This is a genomic window from Mesorhizobium sp. WSM1343, assembly GCF_055901535.1.
The window spans coordinates 4,699,057-4,714,597 of sequence record NZ_CM148370.1; the positions used below are offsets into that span (position 1 = coordinate 4,699,057).

A 15,541-nucleotide genomic window follows, 5' to 3' on the forward strand; every position below is an offset into this window, starting at 1 on the left:
CGACGTTGTTAGGTTTTCCGGCGACTTCTCGCTGCCGAAGCCAGCGGCTTCGGTATTCTTGCACAGATTTTGCGGAAGAGTTGAGCCTGACCTCTTCCCACCAGGATCAGCCGGACAATGGAACGTTACAAATGTGATGAGGGAAGTCCAGTCCAAGGAAATTCTTGGTCCGCAGGGTTCTATCCCCCGACATTGCCCCGCAACACAGCCAGCACCTGCGCGAACTCCGCCAGACGCTCGTCGGTCAATCCCACTCGCAGCCGCTTGTCGAAGACGAGCGCGGCCTTGCGCAGTGTCTCGAACATCGCTTCTCCGGCCTCGGTCAATTCGACCAGATGAACCCGGCGGTTGACGGGGTCGCGGCGGCGCATCAGCAGGCCCTGCGCCTCCATGGCGTTGAGATGATGGGTCAGCGTCGCGCCCTGGATACCGATCATGCCGGCAAGCTCGCGCTGGTTGGCAAGGTTGCTCGACTTGACCGATAGCAGCGTGAGCCAGATCGGCAATGTACCTCCAGCCTCGACCAGGGCAGCATCGAAGGCCTGGGCAACCAGCTTGGCGGTTCGTCCGAGATTCATGCCGACTGGCGGGCGGTCAAAGGGTGTCATTGCAGGACCCTAGACGGTGTCATGCACGGATGGAACTGGCACGACTTATATATTGACATCTAACCATTCGATATCTAATCATCTAGAGATGGCGGGCTAAAGAGGAAATCCGGTCATGCAATATGTCTACATCGTCGTTATCGGTCTTCATGTCATGGCAGGCGTATTCTGGGCGGGCACGACCATCGCGGTCGGCCGTGACCCGGACATCCGGGCGGAACGGTTCTTCCGGCCGCAAATGGGCGCTGCCGGCCTGGTTTTCCTGACCGGCATACTGCTCTGGTATTTCTTTCACGAGGGTGTTTTCGGCTCGATGGAGAAGGTGCTGGCGCTGGGCATCGTGACGGCCCTGATCGCCGCCGGCGTGCAAGGCGCGCTGGTGGGCTCAGCCAGCAGGCAGCTTGCCGGTGCCGATGCGGCAACGGAAAGGCAGTTGCGCGCGAAGATGACAAGAGGCGAGCGCATTGCCGGGGGGCTGTTGGTGCTGACAGTGCTGTGCATGGCCACCGCCAGAATGTTTTGAACGCCGCCACGCGGCACACCCTCACAGAATCGTACGTTGTCTGGCGACGAGCCAATGACGTGCGGGCGCGCGGCCAGACCGAAGTACATGGGCTCTCGTACGCAGGTCCGGCCGCGCGCCACCGATCCTCGCAACGCCCAATTTCAGATCCGCAAGCCGAACCTGATGCCGTCGTAGATGGCGGCATGGATGTTGCGCGAGGCGACCGCGTCGCCGATGCGGAACAGTACAAAGCCGCCTTCTGGATTGCGCTTGGGGAAGATGTCGCCACCGCTCACCAGCCGTTCGTAGTCGACCGCACCGACATTCTTCGACAGCGGCTTCAGCGAGAGATAGAGATCATCGAGCGGCAACGTACCGTGCTCGACCACCACCTGGTCGACCCTGCGCTCGCCGCGCCAGCCATCGGCGAAATCCGATGCCAGTTCGGCGACCAGTTGGTTGCCCTCGCGGCGCACCGAACGCAGCCGCGTGTTGATGGTGATGGTGACGCCCTTTTCCTGAAAGGCGCGCATATACGGCACATGGTTCATGCCGCCCATTTCCGGGGCAAAGAAACGTTCGGGCGAGACAAGTTCGAGTTTCGAGCCGGCATTGGCGATCAGTTCGGCGGCGCCCATGCCCTGATGGCCGCCATTGTCGTCATAGAGCAGTACATTTTCGGCCGGCTTGACGCTGCCGGCCATGATGTCCCAGCTTGAGGTGACAAGATTGTCGCCGGCCGTCAGCGGCGGGTTCTGCGGCAGGCCGCCGGTGGCGACCACCACCACGTCGGGTGACAGCGCCAGAACATCGTCCTTCTCCGCCCAGGTGTCGTAGCGGATCTCGACGCCGAGCCGGGCGAGTTCAGCCAGCCGCCAGTCGATGATACCGATCAGCTCCTTGCGGCGCGGATTCTGCGTCGCCAGTCGAATTTGGCCGCCGGCCTGGCTCGATGCTTCAAGCACCGTCACCTTGTGGCCGCGCTCGGCTGCGACCCGCGCAACCTCCAGCCCGCCGGCGCCGGCTCCGATGACCACGATTTTCTGCTTCGGTCCTTCGGTCTTGACGATGATATGCGGGATTTCGGCCTCGCGGCCAGTCGCGGCATTGTGGACGCAAAGCGCTTCGCCGCCCTCATAAATGCGGTCGAGACAATAGGTGGCGCCCACGCACGGGCGGATCTCATGCTCGCGCCCCTCCATCACCTTTTTGATGATGTGCGGATCGGCGATATGGGCGCGGGTCATGCCGACCATGTCGAGCTTGCCGGTGGCAATGGCGTGGCGTGCGGTGGCCACGTCGGATATGCGCGCCGCGTGAAAGGTCGGGAATTTCGTCGCCGCCCTCACCTCTCCGGCGAAATCGAGATGCGGCGACGAGCGCATGCCGGCCACCGGTATGACCTTGGTCAGCGCCGCATCGCTTTCGATCGAGCCGCGGATGATGTTGAGGAAATCGACCTTGCCGGAATTGGCCAGCCGCCTGGCGATCTCGATGCCCTCCTGTTTGGACAGGCCTTTTTCGAAATCTTCGTCAGCGACCATGCGGATGCCGACGACGAATTTCTCGCCGACCAACGCACGCACGGCATCAAGCACCATGTTGGTGAAGCGCAGGCGGTTGTCGAGCGAGCCGCCGAATTCGTCGTCGCGATGGTTGGTGGCCGGCGACCAGAAGCCGTCCATCAGATGGCCGTAGGATTCGAACTCGATGCCGTCCAGGCCGGCGGCCTGACAGCGCTGGGCGGCCGAAGCATAGTCGGCGACGATGCGCTCGATGTCCCAGTCCTCGATGGTTTTCGGGAATGCGCGATGCGCCGGCTCACGCACCGGCGAGGCCGAGAGCACCGGCAGCCAGTCGGCCTTGTTCCAGCCGGTACGGCGGCCGAGATGGGTGATCTGGATCATCACCTTGCAGTCGTGCTCGTGGCAGGCATCGGCGAGCTCGGCCAGCCACGGCACGATCCTGTCGTCATAGACATGCAGATTGCCGAAAGCGGCCGGGCTGTCGCGCGAGACGATCGCCGAGCCGGCGGTCATGGTCAGCGCCATACCGCCCTTGGCCTTCTCGGCATGGTAGAGCCGGTATCGCTGTTTCGGCATGCCGTCCTCGGAATAGGCCGGCTCATGGCTGGTCGACATGACCCGGTTCTTCAGCGTCAGATGTTTGAGCTGGTAGGGCTGGAGAAGCGGATCGTTGGAGGTCATCGTCTTCCTGCGGTTTCAAATTGTGCTAATGAGCGGCAAAATTCGTTTTCAAGCATGTCGTCCCGCACGCACTCCGGGCGCATGCGACAAGGATTGGGCCCATGATCGATACCAAAACTCTCACCCAGCTCGGTGCGCACGTCGAGACGCCACAAAGCCCCGAAGTAGCGGTCCTGGAGACCGTACCGTTTTCGCGCGGCGACGGGCCGCCGGCGATCGTGCGCTTCACCTGCCCGGAATTCACCTCGCTGTGCCCGGTCACCGGCCAACCGGACTTCGCCCATATCGTCATCGACTACGCACCCGATGCGGCTCTGGTGGAATCGAAGTCGCTCAAGCTGTTCATGACCTCGTTTCGCAACCATGGCGCCTTCCATGAAGACTGCACCGTCATGATCGGCCGCCGCATCGTGGCGGCAACCAAGCCGCTGTGGTTGCGCATAGGCGGCTATTGGTATCCACGCGGCGGCATTCCGATCGATGTGTTCTGGCAAACCGGCGCTCCGCCGGAAGGCGCCTGGCTCCCCGACACCGGGGTGGCGCCCTATCGCGGGCGGGGTTGAGCTCGCCCATCATTCGCACTGATATTGGCTGAGTGCCCATTCGCCGGTCACCGACAACAGGTCCGTGATCTTCCAGTCGCCATCGACCTTCTTGAATTTCCATTCCAGCCGGTGCGGGTTGCCCGATATGACGAAGGCGACGATGACCTTGGCCTGGTCACCGTTGATCGCCTCGAGCGTCTTCAGGCTCTTGTCGATCTCGGCCTTGTCGTAATCGGCATTGTCGAGCGCCATGTTGGGGTCGAGGCACTCGCCCTGCCCGGATTTGCGCAAGGCGTCGCTCTTGTCGAGCACGGTCTTGGCCGGATCGATGAAATGGCTTCGCTCGGCCGGATCGATCTCCAGCCCGACCTGATCGTAAAACGGCCGCACCACGGCGGTCGGCGAGCCCGGCTGGATCGGTGCGGCGGGCGCGGCTTCGGCCGGCGACCATCCAACCGGCGGCGTGGCCGGTTCTGCCGCTCCGCCCGGCGCATTTGCGGGCGGTGCAGCGCTGTCGCTCGGCTGGGTGTCGGCCGGGGCGTTTGCCGGCGGCGCACCCAACAAGCCTTGCGCGGCGGCGCCGCTCAGAGCCGCCAGCAGGCACACACCCGACAGTGCCACGAACCGGCGGTGGGCCATCGCTTCACTCCGGGGTCTGGCCGGCCATGCATTCCAGCGCGCTGAGCGTCCAGTCGCTGGTTTTGGAAGCGATGTCCGATATCTTCCACTTGCCGTCGATCTTCTTGAGCGACCAGAGCATTTCACGTTTGGAATCGTCGCCTTCCGGAAACAGGCTGAAGGATGCCGTGACCTGTGCGTTGTCGCCATCCTGCTTCTCAGACAGTTTCAGCGTTTTCGAGACGGTTTTCTGATCGAAATCCTGAGCGTCGAGACCAGGATCGAAATCGATGCAGGCGACCTGGTCCGGGTTCTTTTTCGTTGCCTGGTCGTTCAGGTCGAACAGTTTCGTCACCGGTTCGGTGAACCGGTCCCGATATTGTTCGTCGGCCTCGAACTTGACCGCCGGGGCATAGAAGAACTTCACCGCGTCGGACGCCGGTCCGGCGACGGCTCCGGCCGGCAGGGCTATCGAAAGGGCGGCAACGATCACTGTCAGTCGCATGCAGAATCTCCGGCTTTTGACGGCTTGAGCCTATCAACACCACGTATCCTGCATATCGGCTTTTTTGCGGCTCATGAAGTCCTGCAGCACCTTGTTTCAGCCGTCCAGCCAGACGTTCTGAAGGTCCATCTCGAATGTCTGGTGGACACCATAGTTCTTCACCTTCTTGCTCATGTGGCTGTAGAGCTTCTGCCAGAAGGGCTGAATAATGACGCCCGAATCCTGCAGGATCTGCTCGACATCCTTCATGACCTCGCGTCGTTTCTCCACGTCGATGAGCGAAAGCGCCTGCTTGAGCTTGGCATCGAAATCGGGGTTGGAATATGCCGATTCATTCCAGGCCTCGCCGGTGCGATAGCCGAGCGCCAGCACCTGCACGCCAAGCGGCCGCATGTACCAGATCGTCATCGAATAGGGATATTTCGTCCAGTCGTTCCAGAAGGTCGAACCCGGCAGCACCGTGCGCTTCACCTTGATCCCGGCATCGCGTAGCTGGCCGGCAATGGCGTCGCCGGTATTCTTCTGCCAATCGTCCTCGATGGTGATCAGCTCATGCTCGAAGTCAGCCTGTCCGGCTTCCGCCATCAGCTTCTTGGCGCCGGCGGCGTCGCGTGTCTTCTTGGGCAGCGCATAGTATTCCGGATGGATCGGGGCGACGTGGTGGTTTTCACCAGGGGTGCCTCGCCCGGCATAACCGAGTTCGAGGACCGCATTGTTGTCGACGGCCATTTGCAGGGCGTTGCGCACCCGCTTGTCGTCATAGGGCTTGTGGGTGATGTTGGTGCGGGCAACCAGCGTCGTCGCCGTCGCCACCTCCGATTTCACCAGATCCATCTTGTCGAGAATGTCGATGAAGTCGGCGGGCGACTCGAAATTGAGGTCGATCTCACCGGATTCGAACGCGTTCACGGTGGCGTTGAAATCGGTGCCGTAGTCGACGAACTCGACCGTGTCGAGCGGCGCCTCACCACCCCACCATTTGCCATTCTCACGACGCTTGACGACCGCCTTCTGGCCGACATCGTAGGAGACCAGTTCGAACGGTCCCGTGCCGATCGGCTTCTTGATCGGATCGGCACCGTCGGCATCGAAGCTGCGATGGACGACGAGCGCCGGATAGTCGGTGAAATTCGGGATCAGTGAAATGTCTGGTTCGCTTAGCTTCAGCTTGACCGTATTGTCGTCGACCTTGGTGATCGCGCCATCCCTGGCCTTGCCGGTCTTTGCGTCGATCAGCGCGCCGACCCGGGCGGCCATGGAATTGCCGGCGACATTCTTCTCGCACCAGCGGGTCAGATTGTGAGCGACGTCATCGGCGTTGAAGGCATCGCCATTGTTCCACGTGATGCCCTTGCGCACATGCAGCACGTATTCGGTGGCGTCGTCGTTGATATCCCAGCTTTCGAGCAGGACCGGCTCGAAGGTGAATTGCCTGGTATAGCGGACAAGCGGCTCCAGCCAGCAGCGCGAAATGTTCGCCAGTTCCACCCAGTCGTAAGTGCGCGGATCCTTCTGTCCCTTCACCGACATCGAGACGCGCAGCGTTCCGCCTTTCTTCGGCTCTTCGGCCAAGGCCCGATCCGGCACGGCAAGGCCGATCATGCCATAGGCAAGAGCCGTCGATGCGCCGAAGGCGCTTGCCAGCGCCAGGAACTCGCGCCGGTCGACACGACCCGCGCGTGCTTCGACCGCCATTGCCTCGATAGCGCTCGGCACGCGATCCCCACTGCTTCTGAAGAATGCCATTTTTTCCTCCCGTCTGGTTCCCTTTGATCTTGGTTCTTCGCCTCAACTGACGCTGTCCGGCAGCCTCTCCTCGCGCCGCGCGATGAAATCCATCAGGCCATCGGCGATGCCTTCGTCGAGCTTCGGCTCCTCGTAATCCGCCAGCATGTTGCGCGCCTTCTCGCGGCCGCGCGTGTCGTGGTCCTTCGCCCCTTCTGCCTTCCACTGTTCGAACGAATTGAAGTCCATGATCGAGGGCATGAAGAAGGCGGATTCGAAATGTTCCAGCGTGTGCTGGGTACCGAGGAAATGGCCCTGCGGTCCCACCTCGCGGATTGCCGCCATGGCTTCCTTGAAATCGTCGAACGGCAGGCCGCCGGCATATTTGTACCAGCCGATGAGCTGTTCGCAGTCGGTGGCGAATTTCGAATAGCCGCAGGTCAGGCCGGCCTCGAGCCATCCGGCGGAGTGCCAGATGTAGTTGGCGCCGGCGAGGATGGCGGCATGCATCAGCATGTTCGCCTCGTAACCAGCCTGGGCGTCGTTGAGCTTCGACCCGACATGGAAGCCGGAGGTGCGCCACGGCAGCCGGTATTTCCGCGCCAGCGCTCCCATCAGATACATCATCTGCGCCGCCTCGGGCGTGCCGCCCATCGGAGCACCGGTCTTCATGTCCACCGTGACCATGAACTGTCCGTAGATCTGCGGCGAGCCTGGGCGCAGCAGTTGCGTGAAGGCGACGCCCGCCAGCGCTTCCGCATTGACCTGTGCCACAGCGCCCACGGCGGACGCCGAAGTCGAGGCGCCGCACAGTGCAAAGGGTGCGAGGATCAGCGGCTGGTTGCTTCGCGCATAGACCTTCATCGCGTCCAGCATGGTGGCGTCCCACACCAGCGGCGAATTGCAGTTGGTGATCGACACCAGGACCGGATTGTCGCGGACGTAATCCTCTCCGAACACGATGCCTGCCATCGCCATCGTGTCTTCCGCCCGCTCCTTGGACGTGACGATGCCCATGAACGGCTTGTCGGAATGCTTAAGCGCGGAATGGATGATGTGGAGGTGACGCTTCGGTACCGCGATTTCCATCGGCTCGCAAATGACCGAACTCGATGAATGCAGCGCCGGCGCCATGTAGGCGAGTTTGTGGAAATTGTTGAGGTCGGCGAGCGTGCCGTAACGCCTGTTGTTGTCGAGATCGCGAACATAGGGCGCGCCATACATCGGCACGAAGATGGTGTTGTTGCCGCCCACCCGCACCGTGCGCTGCGGATTCCTCGCATTGAGCGTGAACTCCGACGGGACCTTCGACACCAGTTCCATCAGCAGGGCCCGGTCGATCCGCACACGGGTTTCCGAGACATCCGCGCCCGCCGCCTTCCACAGTGCGATCGCCTCGTCGTCGCGGAACTCGCATCCCACCTCTTCGAGGATCAAGAGCGACTCCTCGTGGATCAGTTCGACCGCCTCATCCGGGACCATCTGGTAGACGGGGATCTGGCGGACCAGCGTCGGGAACGACGTTACGGGAGCTCCGCGCAGGGCCTTGCGCCCCAGGCGGCCGCCACTGCGGCGGTTGGCATGTTCGGTCACTTCGGGGGCCGGTGCGTTCATGGCAACTCCATTCCACTCATGAAGGAGCCTAGCGCGACAAAATGGTGATGTGACGCTGGAAAATCCTGATCTCTTGTATAAGCTCAGCTTATGCGAAGCTTGCGCCACCTTCTGCCTTCGGCCGGCAGCCTGATCGTCTTCGAGGCGGCCGGGCGGCTGTCGAGCTTCACCGCCGCCGGGCGCGAGCTGGGCATGACGCAGGCCGCCGTCTCCTATGCCGTGCGCGGACTGGAAGAACAGCTCGGCGCCAAGCTGTTCCAGCGCCGCCACCGCCAGGTGCTCCTGACCGAGGCCGGCGAGCGCTTCCATGCCGACGTCTCGCTCGGCCTTTCGCACATCCGCAAATCGGCGGAGGATCTGCGCCTGCAGGCGACCGGCGGTCATGTCACGCTGGCCGCCTCGACCGCGTTCGGTTCGTTCTGGATGATGCCGCGCCTGCAGCAGTTCCGTGACGAGCTGCCGGGCATCGACCTGCGTATCCAGACCGCCGACCGCGACCTCGACATTATCGCGGAAGGCATCCCGCTCGGCGTGCGCGGTGGCGCGCCGCGTGACTGGCCGGACTATCATTCGTTGCCGCTGGCTGACGAGGAGATATTTCCCGTCGCCGGCACCAGCTATGCGGCAAAGTTCGGCCTGCCCAGATCCGCTGCCGAACTGGCCACGCACCGCCTCATCCATCTGGAGGAGCCGTATCGCGAGGCGGCCAGTTGGGACGAATGGTTCCAGTCTGCGGGCGCCAATCTCAGCGATACCGCGCGCGGCCTGCGCATCAACGACTACGGCCTGGTGATCCAGGGTGTCATGGAAGGCCAAGGCATCGCGCTCGGCTGGCGGCATCTCGCCGAGCGGCTGCTGGCGTCGGGCCTGCTGGTGCCGGTGACGGATCATGTGCTGAAGACCGGCAAGGCCTTCTATGTCGTCTGGCCGAAGAACCGGGAGCTCAGCGACAACGCCCGCAAGGTGCGCGACTGGCTGGCGGCGCAGGCATAAGTCGTTTTCCACTGATCCACCGCTGGCGCAATTCTGCCCCTCCCGCTCGACGCGAATCCGCCTATAGTGCCGCCATGCCCATCCGCCAGCTTTCCGAAACGATGATCAACCAGATCGCCGCCGGCGAAGTCATCGAGCGTCCGGCGAGCGTGGTCAAGGAACTGGTCGAGAATGCGCTCGATGCCGGTGCTTCGCGCGTCGAGATCGTCACATCGGGCGGCGGGCTGAACCTGATCCGCGTCACCGATGACGGCTCCGGCATTCCCGAACGGGAGCTGGCGCTGGCGATCGCACGTCACTGCACCTCCAAGCTCACCGAGGATATCAACGACATTCGCTCGCTGGGCTTCCGCGGCGAAGCGCTGCCGTCGATCGGCTCGGTGTCGCGACTTTCGATCCGCTCGCGCACGGCAGCAAGCGACAGCGCCGCCGAGATTGGCATCGAGGGTGGCCGCGTCCTGCCTGTCAGGCCGGCGGCGGCCAATCGCGGCACCACGGTCGAGGTGCGCGACCTGTTCTTCGCAACGCCGGCCCGATTGAAGTTCATGAAGGGCGAACGCGCCGAAAGCTCGGCCACCAGCGATGTGGTCAAGCGCATCGCCATCGCCTTCCCCGCCGTGCGCTTCACGCTGGCCGGCTCGGACCGCTCGACGCTGGAATTGCCGGCGGCGGACGACAGCGCGGAAGGCAGCCTGCGTCGTGTCGCCCAGGTGATGGGCGCCGACTTTCCCGACAATTCCATTGCCCTCGACGCGATGCGCGATGGCGTGCATCTGACCGGCCACGTGTCGATCCCGTCCTTCACCCGCGCCAACGCGCTGCAGCAATATGCCTATGTGAACGGCCGCCCAGTGCGCGACAAGCTGATCGCCGGCGCCATACGCGGCGCCTATGCCGACGTCCTGCCGCGCGACCGCCACGCGGTGACGGTACTGTTCCTGACGCTCGATCCGGCCATCGTCGACGTCAATGTCCATCCAGCCAAGGCCGATGTGCGCTTCCGCGATCCCGGCCTTGTGCGCGGGATGATCGTCGGCGCAATCAGGCAAGCACTGGCCGATGCCGGCGTCCGCGCCGCCACCACGGGTGCCGCCGGCATGATGGCGGCGTTCCGGCCAGGGGCCGCATCCTACGGCCACGGCGGACCGGCAAACGGCCACCGCAGCTACGACGCGGCCTACCGCGCGTCGGGCCCGTCCGGCTTCGACGCGGCCCGATCGCCGCAGCGGCCGCTCGACATGGGCTTCGAAGGCTCGGGCTTCGAACATCGCGGTTTGCGTGAAAACGATCAGGCGGCGTTCGATGCCGGCCCGCTTGCCAGCGCCGATGCGCGCGCCGGACAGGATGAGGCGACGGAGACGCTGCTTGGCGCGGTGCTGGGCGCGGCGCGTGCGCAGGTGCATGAGAACTACATCGTCGCCCAAACCAGGGATTCGCTCATCATCGTCGACCAGCATGCGGCGCATGAACGGCTGGTCTACGAGGCGCTGAAGAATGCGCTGCACTCGCGCCCGGTGCCCTCGCAGATGCTGCTTCTGCCCGAGATCATCGACCTGCCGGAGGAGGATGCGGAGCGGCTTGCGCTGCATTCGGAAACGCTGGCCCGCTTCGGTCTCGGCATCGAGCGCTTTGGCCCCGGCGCTGTCGCGGTGCGCGAGACGCCGTCGATGCTGGGCGAGGCCAATGTCCAGCAATTGGTGCGCGACCTCGCCGACGAGATCGCCGACAACGACACGGTCGACACGCTGAAGGAGCGGCTGGACAAGATAGCCGCGACCATGGCGTGCCACGGCTCTGTGCGCTCCGGCCGCCTGCTCAAGGCCGAGGAGATGAACGCGCTGCTGCGGCAGATGGAGGCGACGCCCGGCTCCGGCACCTGCAACCACGGCCGCCCCACTTATATCGAACTCAAGCTGGCGGATATCGAACGGCTTTTCGGACGGCGATAGCTGCGGACGGATTGCGGGCCTATCGCTTCGCCGCTCGAGGTCGGCAGGTCAAGGAGGCCGGCCGACAATGTGGTCACCCGCGATTTTCGCCCAGCGGTCCGAGTAGCGCGATCGCAGCCGCCGTCAGCAGGAGGATCGCACCGGTGATTTCAGCCCAGCCGACCGCCTCGCCGAAGAGCCAGGCTCCTGCCGCCAAAGCGGTCAGCAAATAGCGTGCAGCCGCCAGCAGGAGCGGAGGCGCGTCATTGAGACCGAGCTTGATCGCGGCCCAGGTCAGCCCCCAGATCAGCGATATCACCGCGAAGAAGAAGAGGTTGCGAACCACCGATCGGCGCTCAGCGCAGTCCCCGACGATCGACAAGTATCCGATGGATTTCGATCCGCTCCGGCAGCTCGATCAGGAACTCGGCATCTCGGTCCAGATGATGGACTTTGGTCGGTTCGCCTTTGGTAAAGGCGGTCATCGCTTGCATGTCGGCCCAATACGAGATGGTTGTGAACCACGTCTCGGCATCACGGTCCTCGCGCAGCAATTGGACGCCAAGCGCCGTCTTCTCGAGGGGCGGAATACCCTCGGCACGCAGGTATGGCTCATAGGCGTCGGCGATGTCGCGGCGGGTGCGACCGCGCCAGATGCGCGCGATGGTCGGTTTGGTCGGCATGAGGTTCTCCTTCAGTCAGGCGGACAGCAAACTGGGCATAGCGGACGCCAGTTGTGATCAGCCGTGAACACCAGCCAGGAAATCGCGGACCAGCGGCAGCGCGTCGTCGAAATGTGTCTCGAGCAGCCAATGACCCGCCCCTTCGATCAGATGCAGTTCCGCATCGGGCAGATCGCGATGATAGGCCCGTGCCGACGCCGCGGGCATATAGCCATCCTCTGGCCCCCAAACGATCAGTGTGGGCGGATGGTGTTCACGCAAATAAGCCTGGTAGCGCGGAAACCAGGTGAGATTGGCTTCCAGCTTCTCCATCAGACCGACGGCGATCTGCCGACGAACCGGCGTGTTCACCAGTGGCCAGTGAAGGCTCCAGAGATCGGGCGGCACGCGCATGGCGACGTCGTCAGCCACTTCCCCGATGAACTCGGCCCGGAACCCGTCCTCACTTACCGCGGCCTCGAGCGGACGGTGCTTGCCGGGCGTCTTGTCGGTCCACCAGGCCTTGATCGTGGCGTATTTGGGTCCAAGCACGTCCTCGTAGATGTCGCCGTTCTGGATGATCAGGGCGCTGATCCGCTCCGGGTGCGAGATCGCATGCCGGAGTCCAATCTGCGAGCCATAATCGTGCAGCCACAAGGCGTAGCGTTGGAGACCGAATTCATCGGCAAGCTTGGAAAGCACGTCGCAATAGGCGTCGAAATCATAGCCGAAGGTGACCGGATCGGGTGTGCCGCTGTATCCGAAGCCAGGCCAGTCGAATGCAATCGTCCGCCAGCGGTCGGCGAGCGCCGGCATCAGTCGGCGGAATTGGAACGAAGAGCAGGGATAGCCGTGCGGCAAGAGCAAGACAGGTGCTTCTAACGGCCCTGCCTCGCGATAAAAAATGGATAGATCATCCAGTTGCATGCGTCGGTGCGCCGTTGCACCCGGCATTCGGACCTCCGTCGAACAAACCTCGGCTAAACGCGTTTGATCGAGGGATCGTTCCGAATGGCGGAAGCGGACGGTCGGCAATATTCATCTCTTCAAATTCACCACGATGACACCGCCCAGCGCCAGCGCGCCGCCGATTATGCCGAGCAGCGTGGGAACTTCGCCCAGCCAGAAGAAGCCGATCAGCGCGGACATCGGCGAGACCAGATAGAGGAAGTTGGAGGCACGTGCCGCCGGCAGACGCGACAGCGCGGTCGCCCAGGCGGCATAGGCGATGAGGCTGGGCACGATGCCGAGAAAGATGACGGCGCCGAGGCCTGCTGTGCCGGCGACCGCCGCCTGCGAAAAGGCCGACGGCAGGAAGGGCGCCAGGCATAGTGCGCCGAGCACCATGTTCGAAGCCGAAATGGTCAATGGATGATGGCGGGCAAACAGCGGCTTCTGGACGATGGTGTTGACGGCCGAGCACAAGGCCGAACCAAGCACCAACAGAGCACCGGTGTTGAACGACAGGCCATGCCCATCGGCCATGGCGATGATGCCTATGCCGGCGAAGGAAATCACCGTACCGATCCAGGCCACGCCTGAGAAGCGCTCGCCCAGCAATGCCATCGCCATGATGGCGGTGAAGATCGGGCTGACATTGATGATGAAGCCGGCGGCACCGGCCGAGACGGTCAGTTCGCCGAAATTGAGCATGACGGTGTAGAGCGCGACGAAGATGGCGCCGCCAAAGACCAGGCGCCACACTTCGTCGAGCCTTGGCAGCGCCGGGCGCTTGACGGCCAGGAAGATCGCCGCCGGCACAGCGGCGATGGCAAATCGCAACGCACCCAGTTCCAGTGGGCCGAAGGCGGCGAGACCGGCTCGGATAGCGGGAAAGGCGGAGGCCCAACCAACCACCGTCAGCGCCACCGCGATGGCTGCCGTGGTGTCCATTCGCTGTGTCGAATTCAACGTGCCCGTTATCTCGCTCATCTCACCGCCCTCGTATTTCTTCGGTCCTGAAAGGCAGAAAACGCCTTTTCACCCCGGTTGACAAACGACGAAATCGAGGATCACCTGTGACTATGGATCACAGCTCGGACACAATGGTGCCGCTCGAAACGCTGCGCGCCTTCGATGCGGCGGCGCGGACAGGCAGCTTTTCAGCGGCCGCCGAAAAGCTCAATATCACCCATGGCGCCGTCAGCCGGCAGATCGCCAAGCTCGAGGACTGGCTGGGATTGAAAGTCTTCGACCGTGGTGCGCGCGGCGTCTCGCTGACGATCGAAGGCAACAGGCTGCATCTGCGCACGGCGGAAGCCTTTGCGCTGATATCGACCCATTCCGACCGCTGGGTCGAGCCGCGTGGCACGGCGGTGGTGCGGCTGACCTCGATCCCCTCCGTCAGCGGGCTGTGGCTAATGCCGCGCATGGCGGCTCTGGAGAACAATCCCTCCAAGCTACGCATCGTGCTCGATGTCGACATCCGCCAGGCCGACCTTGCCGATGAAGGCATCGACCTGTCGATCCGTTGTGGACGCGGCGGCATTCCGGGCCGCATCTCGGTGCAACTTTTCGAGGAACATGTCTTTCCCGTCGCGTCACCTGAGCTTGCCCGCGAGATCGGCCGCGGCGACCCTGCCCGGCTGCTCAAATATCCGCTGATCAACGATTCCGACGCGTCGGCCTGGCGCGCCTGGTTTGCCGCGCAAGGCATGGATTACCGCCCGCGCCCGCAGGACCGCCGCTTCGAGGATTACAATCTGGTGCTCGACGCCGCCGCCTATGGGCTGGGCATCGCGCTGGCCCGCCCGCCGCTGACCGGACATCAATTACAATCGGGCCGCATCACTCCCGTCGATGAGCGCACAGCCCTCAACCCGGTATCCTACTGGCTCGACCGGCCGATGGGGCGGCCGCGTGCCGCCGCCGCCGACCTCGCCCGCCGCATCGCGGCAGAGGCCGGGCTGGCCCAGGAAAAGATCGAGGCGTTTATCGAAGCCGAGCGATAGGCCTTCCGGACCTATATGGAAAACCGGCCGATTCGAAGCTCAGCGAAGCAACAACAAAACGAACCCAAGGATCACCGCTCCCAGCAAACCGGCCATTATCGAAACAAAGCCAATTTTCACCAGCAACTGCTCTGGGTTCGGCACCGCACCATGGGATTGATTGGCCGGCCTGTGCCTGCCCGCCGGCGTACCCAGGGCGGCAGCGTTGCGCGGGATTGGAGCCTGCGGCGGGATAAGCGACAGCAATGACAGCCCCGCAACCCTGGCGGAGGCATTGTCATTGGCGGTTGTCGAAGGCGGCAAGAAGGCTCGCAGCGTTTCGGCTTCGGGTTTTGCCTTTCTCGCCACGACTGTTGCCAACGCCGCCTCTTCGCCCGTCTCAAGCTGGGCAAGATAGGCATCGACGATGCCAGCGGATGCGATCTGCTGCGATTTGACGGCCATCGGCGCCGCCGGCAAAATCAACAGCGCCGGCGCTGTCTGCTGCGCGAGCAGAGACGGCGCCGGCGGTTGGACCAGCGCCTTGACCAGTGCCGTCATGACTGGATCAGCCTGCCCCGAGGGCACGGCTTGCGGCGTCATCACTTCCCTAAGCAGGGCGGGAAGACGAGTGGAGGAAACGTCCATTGCGGCCCACCAACAACATTTTTCCGCTTCACAATAAGCGTTCAGCATTGTCT

At 63.3% G+C, this 15,541-nt stretch carries 16 protein-coding genes; 5 read left to right on the top strand and 11 right to left on the bottom strand.

Features of this window, described 5'->3' with window-relative positions; genetic code table 11:
* Positions 1–179: 179 nt before the first annotated feature.
* Positions 180–608 carry a MarR family winged helix-turn-helix transcriptional regulator gene (locus tag AC0NIL_RS23015; protein ID WP_013532326.1) on the bottom strand — a complete coding sequence of 143 codons (429 nt, stop codon included), beginning with the start codon at positions 606–608 and terminating at the stop codon, positions 180–182.
* A gap of 115 nt (positions 609–723) precedes the next feature.
* Here AC0NIL_RS23015 and AC0NIL_RS23020 point away from each other — a divergent pair, with 115 nt between their 5' ends.
* Positions 724–1,131 carry a hypothetical protein gene (locus AC0NIL_RS23020; RefSeq protein ID WP_013532327.1) on the top strand — a complete coding sequence of 136 codons (408 nt, stop codon included), beginning with the start codon at positions 724–726 and terminating at the stop codon, positions 1,129–1,131.
* A 143-nt stretch (positions 1,132–1,274) separates the two neighbouring features.
* On the opposite strand, the gene AC0NIL_RS23025 is transcribed toward AC0NIL_RS23020, so the two are convergent.
* Positions 1,275–3,320, bottom strand: coding sequence for an oxidoreductase (locus AC0NIL_RS23025; protein ID WP_473573491.1), 2,046 nt, complete (start codon positions 3,318–3,320; stop codon positions 1,275–1,277).
* A 101-nt stretch (positions 3,321–3,421) separates the two neighbouring features.
* Here AC0NIL_RS23025 and queF point away from each other — a divergent pair, with 101 nt between their 5' ends.
* Positions 3,422–3,883, top strand: coding sequence for a preQ(1) synthase (gene queF, locus AC0NIL_RS23030; RefSeq protein WP_473573492.1), 462 nt, complete (start codon positions 3,422–3,424; stop codon positions 3,881–3,883).
* A 9-nt stretch (positions 3,884–3,892) separates the two neighbouring features.
* On the opposite strand, the gene AC0NIL_RS23035 is transcribed toward queF, so the two are convergent.
* From AC0NIL_RS23035 to AC0NIL_RS23050, 4 genes are all read right to left on the bottom strand, one after another.
* Positions 3,893–4,504: a YqhG/Tai3 family protein gene (locus tag AC0NIL_RS23035; protein WP_013532329.1), complete on the bottom strand. Its 612-nt coding sequence runs from the start codon at positions 4,502–4,504 to the stop codon at positions 3,893–3,895.
* A gap of 4 nt (positions 4,505–4,508) precedes the next feature.
* Positions 4,509–4,988: a DUF3828 domain-containing protein gene (locus AC0NIL_RS23040; protein WP_027163240.1), complete on the bottom strand. Its 480-nt coding sequence runs from the start codon at positions 4,986–4,988 to the stop codon at positions 4,509–4,511.
* 96 nt (positions 4,989–5,084) lie between these two features.
* Positions 5,085–6,734, bottom strand: coding sequence for an ABC transporter substrate-binding protein (locus tag AC0NIL_RS23045; protein ID WP_275954731.1), 1,650 nt, complete (start codon positions 6,732–6,734; stop codon positions 5,085–5,087).
* A gap of 42 nt (positions 6,735–6,776) precedes the next feature.
* Entirely contained in the window at positions 6,777–8,327 is a 1,551-nt protein-coding gene (locus AC0NIL_RS23050) for a trimethylamine methyltransferase family protein (protein WP_013532332.1), read from the bottom strand.
* A 90-nt stretch (positions 8,328–8,417) separates the two neighbouring features.
* On the opposite strand from AC0NIL_RS23050, the gene AC0NIL_RS23055 reads away from it, so the two are divergent.
* Both AC0NIL_RS23055 and mutL read left to right on the top strand, forming a co-directional pair.
* Positions 8,418–9,320 carry a LysR substrate-binding domain-containing protein gene (locus AC0NIL_RS23055; protein WP_013532333.1) on the top strand — a complete coding sequence of 301 codons (903 nt, stop codon included), beginning with the start codon at positions 8,418–8,420 and terminating at the stop codon, positions 9,318–9,320.
* 74 nt (positions 9,321–9,394) lie between these two features.
* Positions 9,395–11,269, top strand: a complete 1,875-nt coding sequence (gene mutL, locus AC0NIL_RS23060; RefSeq protein WP_473573495.1) for a DNA mismatch repair endonuclease MutL — start codon at positions 9,395–9,397, stop codon at positions 11,267–11,269.
* A 73-nt stretch (positions 11,270–11,342) separates the two neighbouring features.
* On the opposite strand, the gene AC0NIL_RS23065 is transcribed toward mutL, so the two are convergent.
* The 4 genes from AC0NIL_RS23065 to AC0NIL_RS23080 all read right to left on the bottom strand — a co-directional run bounded on the left by AC0NIL_RS23065 (position 11,343) and on the right by AC0NIL_RS23080 (position 13,842).
* Entirely contained in the window at positions 11,343–11,594 is a 252-nt protein-coding gene (locus AC0NIL_RS23065; RefSeq protein WP_082827555.1) for a hypothetical protein, read from the bottom strand.
* A gap of 10 nt (positions 11,595–11,604) precedes the next feature.
* Positions 11,605–11,931, bottom strand: coding sequence for an antibiotic biosynthesis monooxygenase family protein (locus AC0NIL_RS23070; RefSeq protein WP_027163236.1), 327 nt, complete (start codon positions 11,929–11,931; stop codon positions 11,605–11,607).
* Between the two features lie 57 nt (positions 11,932–11,988).
* Positions 11,989–12,864 carry an alpha/beta fold hydrolase gene (locus AC0NIL_RS23075; RefSeq protein WP_473573498.1) on the bottom strand — a complete coding sequence of 292 codons (876 nt, stop codon included), beginning with the start codon at positions 12,862–12,864 and terminating at the stop codon, positions 11,989–11,991.
* Between the two features lie 84 nt (positions 12,865–12,948).
* On the bottom strand, positions 12,949–13,842 hold the full coding sequence (locus tag AC0NIL_RS23080) for a DMT family transporter (RefSeq protein ID WP_063171861.1): 894 nt from the start codon (positions 13,840–13,842) through the stop codon (positions 12,949–12,951).
* Positions 13,843–13,934: 92 nt separating this feature from the next.
* Here AC0NIL_RS23080 and AC0NIL_RS23085 point away from each other — a divergent pair, with 92 nt between their 5' ends.
* Positions 13,935–14,861, top strand: a complete 927-nt coding sequence (locus AC0NIL_RS23085; protein WP_027163234.1) for a LysR family transcriptional regulator — start codon at positions 13,935–13,937, stop codon at positions 14,859–14,861.
* Positions 14,862–14,900: 39 nt separating this feature from the next.
* Here AC0NIL_RS23085 and AC0NIL_RS23090 read toward each other — a convergent pair whose 3' ends face one another.
* Complete coding sequence (locus AC0NIL_RS23090) at positions 14,901–15,488, bottom strand: hypothetical protein (protein WP_473573500.1); 588 nt, start codon at positions 15,486–15,488, stop codon at positions 14,901–14,903.
* Positions 15,489–15,541: the final 53 nt, after the last annotated feature.